The following is a 16,508-nucleotide window of genomic DNA, read 5'->3' as shown; positions in this document are numbered from 1 at the left end:
CTTCCTGTCACATATTTTTTTTAGTACTGATTACCTTTTGTGCAGCCTAAGCTTTTGCGGGCTTTCCCCACTTATTCTTTCAATCACGCCTCTAGCTTCAAGATCGAGCTTCACAGCGGTACAATACCAGGAAGGCGAGCCATCAAAACTGCCTTTCAAACGGTTGCCAACCTCCTCCATAAGCTCCTTGAATGTGATGGTTCCTCTATCGTTAAGGATAGCCAGGATCGTTTCCTTCACAGTGAGATATTTTTGTTCTTCGATTGCGGCACCTTTTTTTCCGGGTACCGGATTTAGCAGTTGAATCTTAGTCATTTTTTTCCACTCCCCCTTTATTAAAATAAATGATTTCCACCATCTCGACAATTATTAATTGAATTACAGTCACTATTCGCTTTTATGGACAATTTTTGTAAAATTTATCCTTTCCTGGCGGTTCATTATGGTATGATAGTCCTATATGTTGTTAGTGGGAGTTGTTTGTATGGGTACTTTCCTGGCAGATCTTTTGGATACGTTCAAGGAGCTTTTATTCAATCCGGCTTCCTTCAAGGGAAGGGTTGGTGAAAAACAGGTCAGCAGGCTCTTGCAGACGCTTGAAGCTGAAACCCATATCCTGTTGAATGACTTGTATATTCCCAAAGAGAATGGCCAAACAAGCCAGATTGACCATATCTTTATCTCCACCAAAGGGATATTTGTCATAGAAACAAAGAATTACAACGGATGGATAACGGGTACGGAGACCAGCCCTAGCTGGACCGCCATCAACTATAAACACCGTTCTTATTTTCCAAATCCAGTTTGGCAAAATTACGGACACATAAAAGCAGTGAAGGAGTTCCTAGGCGATGCTGCTGCGGACATCCCTTTTTATTCAATCGTGGTGTTTTGCCACAACGCCACCTTGAAATTAAAACAGCCTATAAAGGGGGCGGATGTCGTCCACATCAGGGATCTCCTGCCCCTGATTGTGTCGAAGCCGTCTGACAACCCGCTAACGAAATTCCGACAGGAAAAAATTAGACTCCTTCTATCGAAATTATACATACACGACAGGCAGGCCAGAAAAATCCAAAGCGACAACCATATTAGGAATATTAAGAGTACGATGCAAGAAAGGAAACTTCAAATCGCCAACAATATTTGCCCCCGATGCGGTGGCCATCTTATCACCCGAATTGGCAAAGGCGGCTCATTCAAAGGCTGCTCCAACTACCCAAAATGCCGGTTTATTGCCTAAAGCTCTTTCACAGACATTAAACAAAAAAAGTAACCGAATCTGGGTGTAACGGGTTTACTTGTGAGGTGCAAAACATTGATTCATAGTCCTAATCGCACAAGATATCACAACACAAATCACAGGGCAAAAAGGCTTAGTGTTGTTTTCAACCCTAAGCCTTTTTTGTATTATATTATTTAGCTAAAGCACTAGTTTGTTGGGTATACAACCACTTAACTTGCTGTTGTGTTAGCACTAAACTTTAAAAAAGTTTTTACAACAAGCACAAGGGCAATCAACAAAGTAATAAAACTTGCAACAAAGAAACCAATTGCATAGGTAGGAATATTTGCTTCTGGTACTCGGTCATTTATTTCTAATCCTAAAAAGGTTACTCCAATGCCATCACCATCCACATTTGTACCAAGAGACCATAAATCTAATCCTTTATTGACCATTAAAACGGAAATGAAAGCAAGAAAAATAAAAACAATCCAACGATAAATAGCGTTCATTTTACTTCCCTCCGAATTTTAAAAATATATGTTGAATTAAACTTCCCTGTTTGTTGAATAATCTCAAACCCGATTAATATTTGTTTAATTTGGAAAGCAACAGTTGGGCAATATTCCGTTCATTCTTATTTACATAAAAATCGTATATAACAGGTTGCCTAAATTCATCAGCACTAAACGGTTGACCAGGTGAACTATTAGGGGATTGTTGTTTAACCTTATACTTCAATCCACCATTTTTGAATGCTTGGGCTACTTTAAAATAATCATTGTGATTTGTTGCCGTATATACTATTTCTTTATTAAATAAAACGTCTAATATAGACAAGTTAATTACTCCCTTCAATAACACATTAATACTTTTTATAGAATGAAACTTATTGAGCTCCCCGTTAAATAAAGCTGCCACTTTAGGCAGCGCATAAAGAACTTTTCAATAATATTTATCATTAATTTCTTCCGTCACCTTTTGTTTCGAGTAGAAGTATGTCTTCACTAATCCAACAGCCAGAAGTGACAGGATACCGTTTAATATTACGGAGAACAAAGCTAAATTAGGGACCTCATAAACCACTGAATAGGTATAGCCTATTAACATACTTAGTAACACAACTACAATGAAAACTGTAATCTTTGGGAAAAAGAAACTTATTAGTCCGCTTAAAAGCATTACAATTGAACCCATAATAAAGAAGTGGAAGCTAAAGATCATTAAGAATTCCAAGGTAATGCCCCCTATATTCTTATTACATTTTAAATTCTAACAAAAAGCGGAAATTCCTTCTTGCACTATTTTGCACCGTTAGCGTAAGTACATCTTTGCACAAATTACTTAATTTCCCTACTATCCTTTTAACATAAATATCCAAAATGCTTCGTGATTGTAACTCATTTCACTCACTAAATCACATACAAATTCACACACCTTCCAATAATGAATTCATATCTTGTGATTTACTGTGTGATTTAATCCGGATTGAGCGATTAAAATAAGCAAAAACGTTGATATATCAATAAAAAACGCACTGTGAATTATGCTGTAAATTCAAGTGCGTTTTTCCTATGTGTTTTATATGTTTGCACCTCTGTAGTAAACCCGTTAATCTGGTGCTTTTCGCTTTTAAAAAGGGTCGTTGTTTGGATTTGTATACGATTCAATTGCCTGGTCCAATGCATTGAACGCCTCCCCGAATGCAGCAGAGGATGAATCCGTTCCCGCATGTTCAAGTTCAGCAGCGGCATTCCTCGCCTGGGTAAGCGCAGTAATCGCATCATTAATCATTGTCCCTTTATCGCCGTGATGTTCAAGCGCAGATCGGAGCTTGGCAATACTCTCATCTAAGTTATGCATTTCCGGGTGGTCAAACGCTTTTTCCAACTCTTTTTTTACCTGCTGTAAAAGTTCCTTCATCTTCATTCCCCTTTCCGAGTGACTGTCAATCCCACGGTAGTGTGCCCTCCCCGGACGCGGGCTATTCGCTTCGTCACCGAGTATTAACCCCCAATGTGTAATATTAGTGAGTTTTTGATTATGGGTCAGTAGTTATCCTGGTTCTGACAGCTTTTCGGAAAATTGGGGCAATCAAGTCAGAAGATGCCTTTACTTCTGACAGCTTATCATAAAAATGAGGCAATCCAGTCAGAAGGTGCTTCAAGTTCGAACCGCTTTCACAAATTCGAAGCAAACGAGTCAGAAGTTAACCTATATTCTGTACAGCATTTCGTAAAACCAGACGTACCCGCATTTAAAAAGGCATGTGACGTTATCTGGACGCAGCCTCTTGTACAATTTCGCTGCCTCGGTTACGAATAGAAACCCCCTTTCTGCTGAAGGCTAATCAAAAAAGGATGTGGCCCGAAATGATATTCGGCTGCCATGTGAGTATCCGTGGAGGGTATCTATCCGCCGCTAAGCATGCAAAGCAAATTGGCGCCCAGGCGTTTCAATACTTCCCGAAAAATCCCCGAAGCCTTTCAGTTAAGGAATTCGATCTTGCTGACGCTAAAAGCTGCAGGAGATTTTGCGAAGAGAATGGGCTTTTTTCAATCGCGCATACTCCCTATCCGACGAGTATCACCCCTCCTACTGAAAAACAAGAGCTGAATATCGTTTCGATCCTGAACGATCTCGCTATCGCGGATGCCTGCGGTTCTAAGGGAATCGTCGTCCATTTCGGGAGCCGGATTAGCGAAGAAAATCCACTTGCGAGCTATCACCTTATGTTGGAAATGCTCAATTCAATCCTAGAAAAATGGGACGGTGACTGCCTGCTTCTTCTGGAAAACAATGCGGGCAAACAGGCAGCTCTCGGCACCGAACTTGAAGAACTTGTCCAGGTAAGGAATTTATCCCAGTATCCGGCGAAAATTGGTTTTTGCCTGGACACTTGCCATGCCTTCGCAAGCGGAATGTGGGATGGCTCGAATACTCTGGCATTCAAAGAAAAAGCCGATTCTCTCGGCTACACGGAACACCTGAAGGCAATCCATTTAAACAATTCTATGCATCCCCACGGATCAAGGAAAGACCGGCACGCCAATATCTATAAAGGCGGCAAAATCCTTCCTGAGCAAATGGACGGCATAATATCCGCCTTTTCAGACATTCCATTCATTTTGGAAACTCCGTCCGAATATGGCGTTTCACACGAGGAAGAAATAAGGGTCCTAAAGCGGTTAGAGCTTTCAAGACCGGCAAAAACTACACGGAAGAAAGGAGAATGAAAAATGAAGAACGTCCGTTATATCATCCAGGACGGTTATGATGCGGAAAAAATCGCCGAAGCGCTTAGGGTACAACTAAACGTTAACCGATTCGAAAATGTTGGGATTACAGCCGTTGGGCAAAGGAATGAACTGATTGTCCAGATACCGGAAAACAATGAATCCCTTGAGGAAACCCTTGGCAGCTTCATGGCAGGTTACCAAGACGGGGTTATTTTAGAATAGCAAAAAAACCGGGATTGAATGGAAGAATCCCGGTTTTTTGTCGATAAATTTGAAAAAATCCGAAAAACGCTAGACCTCCCGCCGCCATTGTGTATACTTAATTACATGGCAAAAAGGAGTGTATAGAAATGAAAGTAGCGTATTTAGGACCTCATGGAAGTTTTTCAGAAGAAGCTGCGTTACGGACGTTTACCGACAAGGATGTCGATTGGCAGCTATGCGGCTCAATCCTCGAGGTACTCGAGGCGGTTGGAGACAGGAAGGTTGATAAAGGCATCGTGCCAATTGAAAACTCGATTGAAGGAACGATTAATATAACCGCGGATGGACTCCTGGCGAACAATCTTTTCATTGAATCGGAAGTCATTTTCCCTGTCTCGCTCAAACTGCTTGTCAATGAAGGGGCCTCAATGGAAACGATCCGCGAGGTTTGGTCGATTTCACCGGCGCTTGCCCAGTGCAAGGATTTTATAAAAGAATCCCGTGTGAAAACGAAGGAATTCGACAGCACCTCTTCCGCTGCGAAAGCATTGAAGGAACAGGGAAGGACGGATGCCGGGGCAATAGCCTCCAGCGCCGCCGCCAGGCTGTTCGGACTTAAAATAGCCAACGATTCTGTCCAGGACAATGGCGAAAACCATACCCGCTTCCTCGTTGTAGGAAAACGGAGACCGGACGTCCTGCCTTTCCATAAACGGAATAAAGTTATGCTTCTCATCGCCCCAGGACTTGATCAGTCGGGCGTCTTGTCGTCTATTTTGAATGTATTTTCCGCACTGTCCATCAACTTGACGTGGATTGAATCTCGCCCTACGAAAAAAAGGCTTGGTACATACCACTTTTTCATCGAAGCCGAAACTGGAATGGATGAAGCAAAAACAGGAAAGGCGCTCACGATCCTGCGCGCGTTTGGCCACGAAGTCCAGGTGCTCGGCAGCTATGATACGAGCAGGCTATAATAAATTGCCAGTCATTGTTTCTTACTATACCTAACTTGAATTTACCTGGAGAACGCCATTTGGCGATGGTGCTCAGTAAATTCCACCCATGTGAAAAGTCCGCTTCCAGCGGGCTTTTTTCGTGCTAGCGCGATCCTACTCCCTAACAAAACGTTTAAATAGGACAAAAGGTGGAAACATAAGTAGGGTAAATACTGTAGGGAGAGGATATTTATGGAAGTTATTGCCCTTGAAAAAGAAGTAAGCGGTTATATAGGAAAGCTTCTTCGGGATAATTTTGGCCGGGGCCCGGGAGCGGTCCATTGCACGTACGCAGAGCCATTCATCACCGTCCATATTACAAATTTCCTATCCCCGATGGAAAAATCGCTTATGTTCAGCAAGCAAAACGTGTATGTTGAAAAAACGCGCGATCTTCTTATGGAAACATTAATTGAGGAAATTAAGAGCTTTTTCACAATAAGTATTGGGCGGACTGTTGAAGAATTTTACTATGACTGGAACCTTGAATCGCAGACCGGTGCATTCATAGTCGTGCTCTCCCCTACTGGATTCGCCAAGCTTCGAGAACCATACAGGAACAAGGAAAAGATCCACAGGGAAATCATCGATATAAGTATAGTTGCACAGAAGCCGCCGGAGGAAACCTATTCCGAGCTTCTGAGCTCAAGGGTCCTTCTGATTGCAAGAGCAGGCATCCTTGTCCAAATCGAGAAAGAATTAATCCTGCTTGGCTTCGAAGAAACGTTAAAACTAGCGAAACGAAGCCTTGAAAAGAAATTGCTTGGTGAACACCAAGCGGCTTTTGAAAATTACCTTCACACCCAGATTGACGATGTATTCGTCGACTGGAATTTCCAAAAGGATTTGAGCTATATACTGTTAATTTTAAAATGATAAAGCGAATGATAAAACGGGAAAATGTATTGATTGCCCCTATTGGCAATGTTACAATAATGGAAGGGTAAGACAAAAATCTTAGCCAGCCAACTTTTCAACCAAATTAAACAGTTAAATAGAATTCATTCTGATCGCAATGGATGGACACGAGCCAAACATAAGTCAGAAAAGGGGAAGCCGCCGCTTCTCCTTTTCTGGCTTTTTTTATTATCCATTTACTGTTTATTCATCATGCACCGGAAAGGAATGAGACTTATAAAAAAATGATAAAAGATTACGGGGAAAATGTGATTATCGAAAAAATAGACAAAGTAATAAAAGAAAAACAGGAAAGCAAGCTTGCGCCAGGAAAATCGCCAACAATAAAGAAAAATGAATTGGAACGCTATCTGGAGGGCTTGGCCAAAGCCTCGTCGATTCAATTTACGAAGCAAAGCACCCCACTGAAAACTACGTATCTAGCTGAATATAACAACCAGCAGGTACAGCTGGAGCTGTTTTACCGCTATTCGAATTTTTATACGAGGCATCAAGCCATTATTTTGTCTGACAACATACCAACCAATTCCGAATAAGGAAATCCGTTATATCCGCACGGCATCCAACTGTCAAAGCTCCCTCCCTCCTCCCTACTGAAGGCATTTTTCAGGAACGATGCGGATTGCTTCCCAGCCCCCGCCCGGTTTCTTCCTATACTGGGCGGCGAGGATATCCGTATGGTTTGCAAGCTGGAAAAAGATGAAGCGGTATTCATTTCCATCCGTTCCGGCAAATTCGATTGTTTTCCGGTGTCCCTCCAGTTTAACGGGTTTGAGCTTCTCAACAAGCTTGCACCATTCTCCGAATTTTATTTCAACGACTGCCACTGCATCATGATCCCATCCATGAAAGGCAGCGCATAGAAAATCCTCTCCGAAAAGCCGAATCGAATCAATTGTATAAAGTCCTTTCTCTTTTACTACATCCACATACCCGTAATATTAGGCAAAGGTTGTGACGCCCTTATCCGACCCTTCGATCGTTTCTAGTTCGATGAAAAATGTATCCGTGCCATGGCGGTCGGCTGGCACTTCCTCTAAAACGAGCAAGTGTGTCCGGCCTATCCCTTCAAAGGACTTCAGGTAGTTTGAGTAGCTGAGTTTTTTACGGTATTGATCGCTAAGCATCTTATACGCAATGGGAAAGGGAATATTCGCCATTCCGACTGTCCCGCATCCCCCCTTCTTCCCCTTCACCAGGTTTTCAGCGTCGCGCAAAATACTAAAATAATTCAGGACGGTATCACGCGGGGAACGTAACAATGAATGCGGTATGACGATTTCTTTATAGGATTTTTCGTTGAATGGGGTGAAAAAGCTGAAATCTGTGTAATGGTTGTTCAAAACAGCCGAACAGGATGGGCGGAAATAGGCTTCGTTGGGGAGCTGCCGCATTGTTGGGGTTTCGATTTCCGCCGAACGGTGTGCAATCGGCTGCTTTTTGTATTGGGCTCCCATCCGTTTGTGGGCGCCAAAGGCATTTTTCCAAAAAAAGAACATCCCTGGACCTCCTAAGAACGTATATCCTTAGGTTATTATTGTGGGGAGTTTTCGCACCCGGGGGTTTTTGACAAATAGAAAAAACAGCGGGTTGGACCCGCCGCTTTCTACTTGAACCAACCCTTTTCCTTGGAGTGGGTGATGGCTTCGATTCGGTTTTTAACTTGGAGTTTGTCGAGGATGGTGGAGATATAGTTCCGGACAGTTCCGGTGGACAGTGTGAGTTCACTAGCGATTTCCTTTGTGTTTTTGCCGTCGGCGATGAGGCCGAGGACGTCCATTTCTCTTTCTGTCAAAGGGTTGTCCTCGCTGTATAAATCGTCCATTAGCTCCGGTGCGTAGATTCGTTTTCCCGCCATGACGCTTCGGATTGAGCCGGCGAGTTCTTCGCTTGGGCCGTCTTTGAGCAAATATGCTGTGACTCCTGCTTTCAAGGCGCGCTTGAAATAACCGGGGCGGGCAAACGTTGTAAGAATCATGATTTTGCAGTCCGAGTCTTTCAGTTCTTCCGCTGCTTCAAGGCCGCTTTTGCCCGGCATTTCAATATCCATGATGCACACATCAGGCTGGAGCGAACGGACGAGCTTGACTGCCTCTTCCCCGTTCGCTGCCATTCCGACAACCTCCATGTCTTCTTCAAGGTTTATTAGAGACCCGAATGCGCCGAGGAGCATCCGTTGGTCTTCCGCAATGACAATCCGAATCATCTCAAGCCCTCCTTTTCTAAATGTTTGACGATGGTCGGTACGCGTATCAGCAATTCCGTTCCTCCGTTCGATTCAACATCAAGAGTTCCGTTGACAAAATCAAGCCGTTCCCTCATGCCGGACAGTCCGCTTCCTTTTGAAAAATGCTCTTTGCCGACATTTCCTTTTCCGTTATCTTTCACTGAAAGCAAAATTTCTTTATTCGTGTGGGTTAATGTTATTTCACACCGGGTTGCGCCGCTGTGCCGGACGACATTCGTTACGGCTTCCTTTAGGCACATGCTTAAGATGTTTTCGACAAGGAGCGGTACGTTCGGAAGCGACCATTCCTGGCTTCCGGTAAATTTGATTTGCGCGGCTTCGAGCAATTCCTCGACGCGGACGATTTCTTCGCTGAGCCGGATTCCTCGCATTTGGGCGACCATTTTTCGTACTTCGTTCAAGGCTGTCCTTGCTGTTTGCTGAACATCCTTTAATTCGTCGGCTGCTCGGGCGGGATCCTTGGAAATCAGCCTCCTCGCTAGGTCGCTTTTTAGGCCGATCAAGGATAGCTTTTGGCCAAGCGTATCATGGAGGTCGCGGGCAATCCGCTGGCGCTCCTCGATTTTGATCAGCTCGGAAATCCGCTTGTTCGCATCCTCGAGCTTTTCCTCAAGCAACCCACGCTCGTTCCGGTGGCGGAGGCTGAATGGCAGGAGGATCAGGCTAAGGACAACGATGACAACGAGCGGCAATTGCCTCAGCAAAAATTCATCGCGCAGGATGAATTTTAAATTGATCGCGATGACCATTCCTGCAAGGTTGATGGAGTACAGGACGTAGAACGGAATCTTGTTGCGTATATTGCCAATGAAATACGCGATGAAAAACGCGAAATACACGTAGCTGAACAAGCTTGTAAGTGCGATTGATATGCCAGTTAAGAGGAGCGTCCAAATATAAACCGTCCAGCCCTTTGAGATAAAAGCGAGCCGGTAAATCGCGAAGAATGAAAGTGTCAGGATGATCCCCGCCATTATTTTCACAGTCGAGGAAGTAAGGTATATAAAATAAAACGGGAGGATTCCGAGGATTGTCCAAATATAGGGTGAAATCCCCGTGCTCCCGAGCAGAGCCCAATATTTTTTAAACATATGCGAACCTCGTTTTAGTGAAATCTCTTACCGGTATTTTACCATATTACTTTGTTTCCTCCACCCTAGCTATACAAAAACACTCCCCTTCAGTGAGGGGAGCGGAAAGTGGAGAATTTCACTTGCTGGATTTATTCGGTTTCCGGCTTCATTTTGATGGAAGCAGGCTTTTTGGAAAACGATTTTGCTGCAGAATAGCCGACGAAGCGTTTCTTTTCCTCATCCCATAGGCGGAATTTCAGTGATTCAAGGCTTGTCGCCAATGTCACTGTCGGAACATGCTGCAGTGGCTGTGTGTTGTTATGGACTTCCTCTAGATTGTAGTTCGGAACCCTTGGCGCAAGGTGATGGACATGGTGGTAGCCGATGTTCCCTGTCACCCATTGCAGGAGTTTCGGAAGCTTGTAAAAAGAGCTGCCCTCAACAGCAGCCAGGACGTATTCCCACTCTCCATCGTGTTCGAAGTATGAATCTTCGAATGTGTGCTGGATGTAGAAAAGCCAGATGCCTAGCACGCCCGCAACAAACATGATTGGAAGCTGGACCATAAGGAAAGCCTTCCAGCCGATTGCCCATACTAAAATCGCGGTAATGGCGACAATCAGTACGTTCGTGAGCCAAGTGTTCATTTTTTCAGGCATGCGCGCATCGCGGCGGTTAAACCTGTTTTTGATGATTACGAGCCAGATTGGGCCGAGGCCGAACATGACGAGTGGGTTACGGTACAGCCTGTACCCCAATTTTTTCATTGGCGTCGCTTTTGCGTATTCTTCGACGGTCATGACCCAAATGTCGCCTGTGCCGCGCTTGTCCAGGTTTCCGCTTGTAGCGTGGTGGATGTTATGGTCGCGCCCCCACTGGCTGTACGGGAAAAATGTCAATACGCCAGTGATGGTGCCCACGAACTTATTCGCTTTCCTGTTTTTGAAAAAAGAATGGTGGCAGCAGTCATGGAAAATGATGAACGTCCGCACCATAAAGCCTGATGCCATGATAGCCAGTGCAAGAGTTAACAAATAGCTGATCGGCAATGCTTTGTAAGCAAGGAACCATAAGCCCAAAAACGGGATGATTGTGTTCAAAATTTGGATTACGCTTTTTTTAGTGTCGGATTTTTCATAAGGAGCAACCTGTTTCTTGAGAGCTTTTTGCTGGTTTTGTACAGTCATTTTGTTATATAAGCCCCTTTCGTTTTTAATCTAAGTATCATGATTATATAGGAAACGGAAAAGGCTGTGCAGTAGCAGCTGTCATGTGTGTCATATGACAAATGTCATGTTTGGGAGTTATTTTTATGATTTGGTGCTAATATTTAGTGCTAAACTCGCTTGAGTTTGCTTGAAATGTGGCGGAAAAGTGACAGAACCGGATATGTGGGTTGAAACCCGGATAAGTGGGCTAGAAACCCGGATAAGTCGGCCGAAAACCCGGATAAGTCGGTTGAAAACCCGGATAATGTTAAAAAAGCACCTGATATTTTTTACCCACCATAAAAAATCACAGCAATTTTTCGATCTCCACAAGGGTTTTCCCTATCGAATCATGGATAACAACCGTGTTATGGGCGTGGTCGTACGGTGTTTCATCCATATTTATGATGATCAGCGGCACATCCGGCCCACGATGCTGCGGAAACGATGAAAACGGGACAACTTTCAAACTTGTTCCGAGCACCAAAACGCAATCCGCCGCGCCAATCCGCCCAAGAATCGTGGAAAAGCCTTCCGGCGTGAACCATTCACCCGCATCACCAAATAGAACCACATCCGGCTTGATAAACCGATCTCGTTCCTTCCGCGTTTCACACTCGCTGCATACATAAAAGTCTTCCAGTTCATGGTAGCGGTGCAGCATTTCCTCCGCGCTGTACTTTGATCCGCAGTTCAGGCAGCTCGCAGTATTCATCGAGCCGTGAAATTCAATGACCTCCCTGCTGCCAGCTTTCTGGTGGAGGCCGTCAATGTTCTGCGTAATGACCTGCACGACGCGGCCTACCCTCTCCCACTTGGCTAAAATTTCATGGCCAACATTCGGCTGAGCATCCGGGTGATATAAATTTTCCAAGGCAAATTGGTAAAACTCTTTTGGATTCCTAAAGAAATAATCGAGCGATAGGATGTATTCCGGCGCCATCTTGTAAATGCCTGTCCGGGACCTGAAATCCTTGATTCCCGACTCCGTGCTAATCCCAGCTCCGGTAAGGACGACCATGTTATTCGACTTCGCGATTATTTCAGCCGCTTTTGCAAACTTCATAAGGCTCACCCCCTAAATTAATATCTATTTAGAATAATACGCATTTCTCGGAAGGATAAACAAATACAACCTAGAATTAATTCTTAAACAATTTTTTGGAGGAATGATTTTGGAGAAAATACTTTACGAAATTAAGGATGCTCTACAAACAAATGAATTGTTCGGTATTCCGATTGGAGGAGATATTAACAAGCTTCTTTCCAGGCCTGAATTCTCGGAGCCATTAAAGATTGAAAAAAACAATTACGATTATGGCAAGTTCGTAGTTGAAAGATACGAAGATGTTATCCTCGTAGTACGGATGCGTCCCGAAAAAGAAGTTACTCTCCCGGATGTCCTTTCGATTTTCGGCGAGGGAGAGGTAAATACGACAAGCCAAAATGAATTCCGCTCATATTCTACTGACAAAGTATATATTCTCTTTACATTTGAACTTGAAACCGGTATTCTGCAGCGCATCGACGCAGCTTCGACGATTTTTATGGATTAATGAAAAAGAGCAAAAACCGCCTGTCCTTGCGAACTTTCTAATTTTATAAGCCAGAACAAAAAGCAGGCGCGCAACGGCAGCCTGCTTCTTTTTTATCCCCTTTTTTCTACCCTTAATAGGTCAACCCAGTTCCATAACCATAAAGTCCAGGTATGCTTACAGGAAGTTTGCCAGCAGGATTAACTTCCCCTGCCAGAACCCTCGACAATGCATGGATGGACACATCGCGGTCGCCATAAGTTGTGAGGTAGGCGCTAACAGTCGGGAACGCCATCAAGTCATATGGATTGCGGATTGCCACGACATTTACTTTTTTACCTGAATCCTGCAACGCTTTGACAAGTTGCTGCTGTCCAGCGTTGGTGGCCCCATTGTAGGTTGTGACAATAACTTTGTCGGCCTGTTTCGCCCTTTCCACCGCGGCTGCAATTTGTGCAGCAGTTGGAGTAGGTGAAGCGGAAGATGCGCTTGCATTGAAGCCCTTCGCTTTCAAAAGATCAGCGAGCATTGTAGGCTTTCCAGATGACGGGCCCGCAATAAGAACAGATTCTGTTTTCTTCAGCGGAAGCAATCCGTCGTCATTTTTAACAAGCGTGATGCTTTTATTGGCAATTTCATCAGCAGCGGCAAGGTGTTCCGGCGCGCCAACCGCTTTTACCGCGGAAGAATCGGTATAAGGATTGTCGAACAGTCCGCGCTTCATTTTGTATTCAAGGATACGGTAAACCGATTCATCAAGGCGTTTCTTGCTAATTTCACCGTTTTTCACGGCATTTAGAACCGCATTGTACGCTACTTCAACGTTCGGCGGGTTCAAAAGAATATCGGAGCCAGCCTTGAACGCTTCTACCGCGATTCGATCAGCCGGTACGACTTGCGCGCCGGACATATCAAGGCTGTCCGTGATAATTAGGCCGTCGAATCCAAGTTCCTTCCGGAGCAAATCAGTCAGGATCGGTTTCGACAACGTAGCCGGCAAACCTGAATCATCAAGTGCCGGGACAACGATGTGGGCAGTCATGATTGAATCAACGCCCGCCTCGATTGCCGCTTTGAACGGCGCCAAATCAACTTTATGAAGTGTTTCAAGGTCATGGTTGATAATCGGCAGGCCGTAATGCGAATCAACCGCCGTATCGCCATGGCCAGGGAAATGCTTCGCCGTCGCGATTACGTTTTGATTTTGGAAAGCTTTTACCTGGGCGACTGTCAGATCGGAAACAAGCTTTGGATCTTCCCCGAACGACCTTACCCCGATAACCGGGTTCGCAGGGTTCATATTCACATCGGCAACAGGCGCGAAATCCATGTTTACGCCAATTGCCTTCAGCTCTTTTGCTAAAATATCAGCTGTTTTCGCCGCGTATTCAGTCGACCTTGTCGCTCCCAGCGCCATATTGCCAGGGAAGACCGTCCCAGGAGATGTTAGCCTCTGGACAATGCCGCCTTCCTGGTCTGTCGAAATATACAGTGGAATCTGCATCCGCTGGGACATCGCAATTTTCTGGAGTTCGTTTGACAGCGCATTTACTTGAGGCGGATCGGCTGGTGTCGTGATGTTTTGGCTCCAGTTAAAATAAATGACTCCGCCAATTTTGTATTTCTCGATAACTTCTTTAAAGTTTTTGCCGCCCCGGTTGTTCGTCAAATTCGTTTGTTCATAGGCTGGGTCCTCGGCTTTTTTTCCATAAACATGGACGATGAAAAGCTGGCCGACCTTTTCTTCAAGCGTCATGTGCTGCAGCTTACTCTGAATCCAGCCCTTTTTGGCTTCGCCTTCCTTCCATCCCGGCTTAACAGGATCCTGCCAGCTCGCATGGGTGTAAAACGGCAGACCAAGCAAGACAAGCGACAACACCATTGCCATGATCAAATAACGGTTAATCTTCAAAAAAATCCTCCTCCTCCTTTAAGGTATATGGAACGATTCTCGGCAGGCAGCCGCTGGGCATTTTCAATCGGTTGTATGTAAGGGCTTACAACTGCCGCCAATTTTACCCTAACAGGGAATCTTTTTGATGTCTATGCAGCTATTGGCCTAATAATTCACAGTTAATTCTGAAAACTATTCCTTTCTACCTAGGCTTGTGGAATCATTGTTTAGAGGATCGCCGGAATTGGCCCTTTCGGCGCAAACCGAGAGAGCATGCCGCGTCGATATCAGCAACTCTTCATTTCCCTTTGTATTTCTAATGTGAAGTGCTTTTTTAAAAAAATCCTCCGCCATCCAATAGTTCTTTTGGTCGAACAAATTCCTTCCCTGGTGCTGATATATAAAATCGAGGTATACTTCCAGGATGTCCGATTTTTCCGCTTCGTCGATTAGTTTCGTGAACAGCTTATTAGCCTGATGGAAATTTCCTTCCCATTGGTACGTATGAGCGAGCCTCAGCTCATTCACGAACAGTCCCTTTTTGTTGTTGGCTTTCCTGTTTAATTCAATGGCCACCTGCAAGTTGGATTTGCTTTCCTCGAATTTCCGCAGAATTCTTGAGTAAACGCCGACCAGCCCATAAATGGATGCTTGTTCCGCTTCGGATGTAGCTAACCCGGCAAGCTGCTTTTTCAGGAATTGAACACCTTGTTCCATCTCAGTTTGTGAAACCGGAACTTCCCATAAATTTTTATCAAACGTAAACTCCATATTAAAAGGTATGTTCATGTTCCGTCCCCTTTTATGAAAAAACATGCAGCCACCTGAGCGACTGCATGTTTCTTTTTTATCGTCCTTCAGCTGCCTGGGCTGCTGCCATTTCTCTGTTTTCCTGCGACTCATCCCAGCCCTTACACACATCTGCCCAGCCTCGTGCAGAAGAATATGTATACAATTGTTCGAGGGTTACTTCAATCGCCGAGTTGGCGCTCCCGCACGCCGGAAAAACAGTAGTAAACCGTTTCAGCGACTCATCTAAATAAACGTCGAGATCGTTTTTCAACCCAAACGGGCAAACCCCGCCAATTGCATGGCCGGTCTGTTCGAGTACCTCATCAGGATTCAGCATCCTCGCTTTGAAGCCAAAGGTTTGCCTGAACTTTTTGTTGTCGACCTTTGCATCCCCCGCGGCGACTATCAAAATGGCCTTATCACCTTCACCCCTGAACGACAAGGTCTTGGCAATCCGCGCGGGGATAACGCCGAGTGTTTCTGCCGCCAGCTCGACAGTTGCGCTCGACGTATCAAACTCCATGACATCCTGTTCCCTGTTCCATTGTTTCAAATGTTCTTTAACGCTTTCAAGCGACATAGCGCAACCTCCTTTTTAAGTAATCTTAAGCCAAGGGTTGCTGGATGTAAACCAATCTGCGTTTTATTCGAACAGTGGAACTCCTGGATCTTTATGAAGACAATGGACGAGGATGGCGTGCAGCTGGCCGCGGTGATGGGAAAGATGGGCGAGGATTTCGAGCAGCCATTCGAACCTTGAGTACGACACGCCCCAATAAGATGTAATCCGTTCATTTAATTCTTTTACTGACAATCCCAAATACGCTTCTTTTAAAATTCCGTAGTTTTCCGCAATCGCAGCTTTAATTTCCGGAATTGTTTTATACGAGTGCTCCGAGTAAAACTTCTCCATCTCCTCTATAGACAAGCCTTGCGATATCCGAAGGTCCGCCAGGCAAATCATTGCCATGTGCTCGAGCAATTCCCCGACGGAGTGCTTTTTTTCCGTGGAACGGAATTTCAGGTCTTCTTCCTTAAGCTGATCGGTGATTGCTGTAATGGTATCCAGTACAAATCGTATTTGATTCAATACGTTTTCGCAAAAATTCATTTGTTCTCTCCCTTATTAGAAACCGACATATGCATTCTTTTGTTCTATTTAAATTGGTGTCTG

At 44.7% G+C, this 16,508-nt stretch carries 21 protein-coding genes; 7 read left to right on the top strand and 14 right to left on the bottom strand.

Annotated features, from left to right (window positions below; all coding sequences use genetic code 11):
• Positions 1 to 30 precede the first annotated feature (30 nt).
• The gene (locus RB160_RS04300; protein WP_316568965.1) at positions 31 to 315 is read right to left on the bottom strand and encodes a DUF6958 family protein; all 285 of its coding nucleotides are present in this window, start codon (positions 313 to 315) and stop codon (positions 31 to 33) included.
• A gap of 169 nt (positions 316 to 484) precedes the next feature.
• Between RB160_RS04300 and RB160_RS04295 the strand changes: the two genes are divergently transcribed.
• On the top strand, positions 485 to 1,243 hold the full coding sequence (locus tag RB160_RS04295; RefSeq protein ID WP_316568964.1) for an NERD domain-containing protein: 759 nt from the start codon (positions 485 to 487) through the stop codon (positions 1,241 to 1,243).
• 212 nt (positions 1,244 to 1,455) lie between these two features.
• Here RB160_RS04295 and RB160_RS04290 read toward each other — a convergent pair whose 3' ends face one another.
• The 3 genes from RB160_RS04290 to RB160_RS04280 form a co-directional block, all read right to left on the bottom strand.
• Positions 1,456 to 1,737, bottom strand: coding sequence for a hypothetical protein (locus RB160_RS04290; protein WP_316568963.1), 282 nt, complete (start codon positions 1,735 to 1,737; stop codon positions 1,456 to 1,458).
• A 73-nt stretch (positions 1,738 to 1,810) separates the two neighbouring features.
• Positions 1,811 to 2,065 (bottom strand): hypothetical protein, encoded by a 255-nt coding sequence (locus tag RB160_RS04285; protein WP_316568962.1) that lies wholly within the window; start codon positions 2,063 to 2,065, stop codon positions 1,811 to 1,813.
• Between the two features lie 792 nt (positions 2,066 to 2,857).
• Positions 2,858 to 3,148, bottom strand: a complete 291-nt coding sequence (locus RB160_RS04280; RefSeq protein WP_316568961.1) for a hypothetical protein — start codon at positions 3,146 to 3,148, stop codon at positions 2,858 to 2,860.
• 449 nt (positions 3,149 to 3,597) lie between these two features.
• Between RB160_RS04280 and RB160_RS04275 the strand changes: the two genes are divergently transcribed.
• The 5 genes from RB160_RS04275 to RB160_RS04255 all read left to right on the top strand — a co-directional run bounded on the left by RB160_RS04275 (position 3,598) and on the right by RB160_RS04255 (position 7,120).
• Positions 3,598 to 4,461, top strand: a complete 864-nt coding sequence (locus RB160_RS04275; protein WP_316568960.1) for a deoxyribonuclease IV — start codon at positions 3,598 to 3,600, stop codon at positions 4,459 to 4,461.
• A gap of 3 nt (positions 4,462 to 4,464) precedes the next feature.
• A complete protein-coding gene (locus RB160_RS04270; protein WP_316568959.1) occupies positions 4,465 to 4,686 on the top strand; it encodes a hypothetical protein in 222 nt (73 codons plus the stop codon).
• Between the two features lie 128 nt (positions 4,687 to 4,814).
• The gene (gene pheA / locus RB160_RS04265; protein WP_316568958.1) at positions 4,815 to 5,645 is read left to right on the top strand and encodes a prephenate dehydratase; all 831 of its coding nucleotides are present in this window, start codon (positions 4,815 to 4,817) and stop codon (positions 5,643 to 5,645) included.
• Between the two features lie 213 nt (positions 5,646 to 5,858).
• Positions 5,859 to 6,542 (top strand): Na-translocating system protein MpsC family protein, encoded by a 684-nt coding sequence (locus RB160_RS04260; protein WP_316568957.1) that lies wholly within the window; start codon positions 5,859 to 5,861, stop codon positions 6,540 to 6,542.
• 266 nt (positions 6,543 to 6,808) lie between these two features.
• On the top strand, positions 6,809 to 7,120 hold the full coding sequence (locus RB160_RS04255; RefSeq protein WP_316568956.1) for a hypothetical protein: 312 nt from the start codon (positions 6,809 to 6,811) through the stop codon (positions 7,118 to 7,120).
• A 54-nt stretch (positions 7,121 to 7,174) separates the two neighbouring features.
• Here the strand turns inward: RB160_RS04255 and RB160_RS04250 are convergent, their stop codons facing one another.
• From RB160_RS04250 to RB160_RS04225, 6 genes are all read right to left on the bottom strand, one after another.
• Positions 7,175 to 7,513: a hypothetical protein gene (locus tag RB160_RS04250; protein WP_316568955.1), complete on the bottom strand. Its 339-nt coding sequence runs from the start codon at positions 7,511 to 7,513 to the stop codon at positions 7,175 to 7,177.
• A gap of 12 nt (positions 7,514 to 7,525) precedes the next feature.
• Positions 7,526 to 8,083 carry a hypothetical protein gene (locus RB160_RS04245; protein ID WP_316568954.1) on the bottom strand — a complete coding sequence of 186 codons (558 nt, stop codon included), beginning with the start codon at positions 8,081 to 8,083 and terminating at the stop codon, positions 7,526 to 7,528.
• 107 nt (positions 8,084 to 8,190) lie between these two features.
• Complete coding sequence (locus RB160_RS04240; protein WP_316568953.1) at positions 8,191 to 8,790, bottom strand: response regulator; 600 nt, start codon at positions 8,788 to 8,790, stop codon at positions 8,191 to 8,193.
• Positions 8,787 to 9,923, bottom strand: a complete 1,137-nt coding sequence (locus RB160_RS04235; protein ID WP_316568952.1) for a sensor histidine kinase — start codon at positions 9,921 to 9,923, stop codon at positions 8,787 to 8,789. The genes RB160_RS04240 and RB160_RS04235 overlap by 4 nt, the downstream gene beginning before the upstream one ends.
• 131 nt (positions 9,924 to 10,054) lie before the next feature.
• Positions 10,055 to 11,092 (bottom strand): Delta(5) desaturase DesA, encoded by a 1,038-nt coding sequence (gene desA / locus RB160_RS04230; protein WP_316568951.1) that lies wholly within the window; start codon positions 11,090 to 11,092, stop codon positions 10,055 to 10,057.
• A 328-nt stretch (positions 11,093 to 11,420) separates the two neighbouring features.
• A complete protein-coding gene (locus RB160_RS04225) occupies positions 11,421 to 12,179 on the bottom strand; it encodes an NAD-dependent protein deacylase (protein ID WP_316568950.1) in 759 nt (252 codons plus the stop codon).
• Positions 12,180 to 12,288: 109 nt separating this feature from the next.
• On the opposite strand from RB160_RS04225, the gene RB160_RS04220 reads away from it, so the two are divergent.
• The gene (locus RB160_RS04220) at positions 12,289 to 12,669 is read left to right on the top strand and encodes a hypothetical protein (protein ID WP_316568949.1); all 381 of its coding nucleotides are present in this window, start codon (positions 12,289 to 12,291) and stop codon (positions 12,667 to 12,669) included.
• Positions 12,670 to 12,781: 112 nt separating this feature from the next.
• On the opposite strand, the gene RB160_RS04215 is transcribed toward RB160_RS04220, so the two are convergent.
• The 4 genes from RB160_RS04215 to RB160_RS04200 form a co-directional block, all read right to left on the bottom strand.
• The gene (locus RB160_RS04215) at positions 12,782 to 14,560 is read right to left on the bottom strand and encodes a glycoside hydrolase family 3 protein (protein WP_316568948.1); all 1,779 of its coding nucleotides are present in this window, start codon (positions 14,558 to 14,560) and stop codon (positions 12,782 to 12,784) included.
• Between the two features lie 174 nt (positions 14,561 to 14,734).
• A complete protein-coding gene (locus tag RB160_RS04210; RefSeq protein WP_316568947.1) occupies positions 14,735 to 15,331 on the bottom strand; it encodes a tetratricopeptide repeat protein in 597 nt (198 codons plus the stop codon).
• 58 nt (positions 15,332 to 15,389) lie between these two features.
• On the bottom strand, positions 15,390 to 15,914 hold the full coding sequence (locus RB160_RS04205; protein ID WP_316568946.1) for a YbaK/EbsC family protein: 525 nt from the start codon (positions 15,912 to 15,914) through the stop codon (positions 15,390 to 15,392).
• A gap of 63 nt (positions 15,915 to 15,977) precedes the next feature.
• Positions 15,978 to 16,445 (bottom strand): DinB family protein, encoded by a 468-nt coding sequence (locus RB160_RS04200; protein WP_316568945.1) that lies wholly within the window; start codon positions 16,443 to 16,445, stop codon positions 15,978 to 15,980.
• Positions 16,446 to 16,508: the final 63 nt, after the last annotated feature.

This window comes from Neobacillus sp. YIM B06451 (genome assembly GCF_032667185.1).
Taxonomy (GTDB): Bacteria; Bacillota; Bacilli; order Bacillales; family Cytobacillaceae; genus Bacillus_D.
The sequence above is the reverse complement of the archived record's forward strand: the minus strand, read 5'-3'. Positions and strand labels throughout refer to the sequence as shown.

Bases quoted from the DNA above. Each gene is read 5' to 3' on its own strand.
- RB160_RS04235 (WP_316568952.1), bottom strand. From the start codon at position 9,923: ATGTTTAAAAAATATTGGGCTCTGCTCGGGAGCACGGGGATTTCACCC.
- RB160_RS04210 (WP_316568947.1), bottom strand. From the start codon at position 15,331: ATGAACATACCTTTTAATATGGAGTTTACGTTTGATAAAAATTTATGG.
- RB160_RS04205 (WP_316568946.1), bottom strand. From the start codon at position 15,914: ATGTCGCTTGAAAGCGTTAAAGAACATTTGAAACAATGGAACAGGGAA.
- RB160_RS04255 (WP_316568956.1), top strand. From the start codon at position 6,809: ATGATAAAAGATTACGGGGAAAATGTGATTATCGAAAAAATAGACAAA.
- RB160_RS04290 (WP_316568963.1), bottom strand. From the start codon at position 1,737: ATGAACGCTATTTATCGTTGGATTGTTTTTATTTTTCTTGCTTTCATT.
- desA (WP_316568951.1), bottom strand. From the start codon at position 11,092: ATGACTGTACAAAACCAGCAAAAAGCTCTCAAGAAACAGGTTGCTCCT.
- RB160_RS04300 (WP_316568965.1), bottom strand. From the start codon at position 315: ATGACTAAGATTCAACTGCTAAATCCGGTACCCGGAAAAAAAGGTGCC.
- RB160_RS04260 (WP_316568957.1), top strand. From the start codon at position 5,859: ATGGAAGTTATTGCCCTTGAAAAAGAAGTAAGCGGTTATATAGGAAAG.
- RB160_RS04270 (WP_316568959.1), top strand. From the start codon at position 4,465: ATGAAGAACGTCCGTTATATCATCCAGGACGGTTATGATGCGGAAAAA.
- RB160_RS04240 (WP_316568953.1), bottom strand. From the start codon at position 8,790: ATGATTCGGATTGTCATTGCGGAAGACCAACGGATGCTCCTCGGCGCA.
- RB160_RS04200 (WP_316568945.1), bottom strand. From the start codon at position 16,445: ATGAATTTTTGCGAAAACGTATTGAATCAAATACGATTTGTACTGGAT.
- RB160_RS04225 (WP_316568950.1), bottom strand. From the start codon at position 12,179: ATGAAGTTTGCAAAAGCGGCTGAAATAATCGCGAAGTCGAATAACATG.
- RB160_RS04275 (WP_316568960.1), top strand. From the start codon at position 3,598: ATGATATTCGGCTGCCATGTGAGTATCCGTGGAGGGTATCTATCCGCC.
- pheA (WP_316568958.1), top strand. From the start codon at position 4,815: ATGAAAGTAGCGTATTTAGGACCTCATGGAAGTTTTTCAGAAGAAGCT.
- RB160_RS04295 (WP_316568964.1), top strand. From the start codon at position 485: ATGGGTACTTTCCTGGCAGATCTTTTGGATACGTTCAAGGAGCTTTTA.
- RB160_RS04280 (WP_316568961.1), bottom strand. From the start codon at position 3,148: ATGAAGGAACTTTTACAGCAGGTAAAAAAAGAGTTGGAAAAAGCGTTT.
- RB160_RS04245 (WP_316568954.1), bottom strand. From the start codon at position 8,083: ATGTTCTTTTTTTGGAAAAATGCCTTTGGCGCCCACAAACGGATGGGA.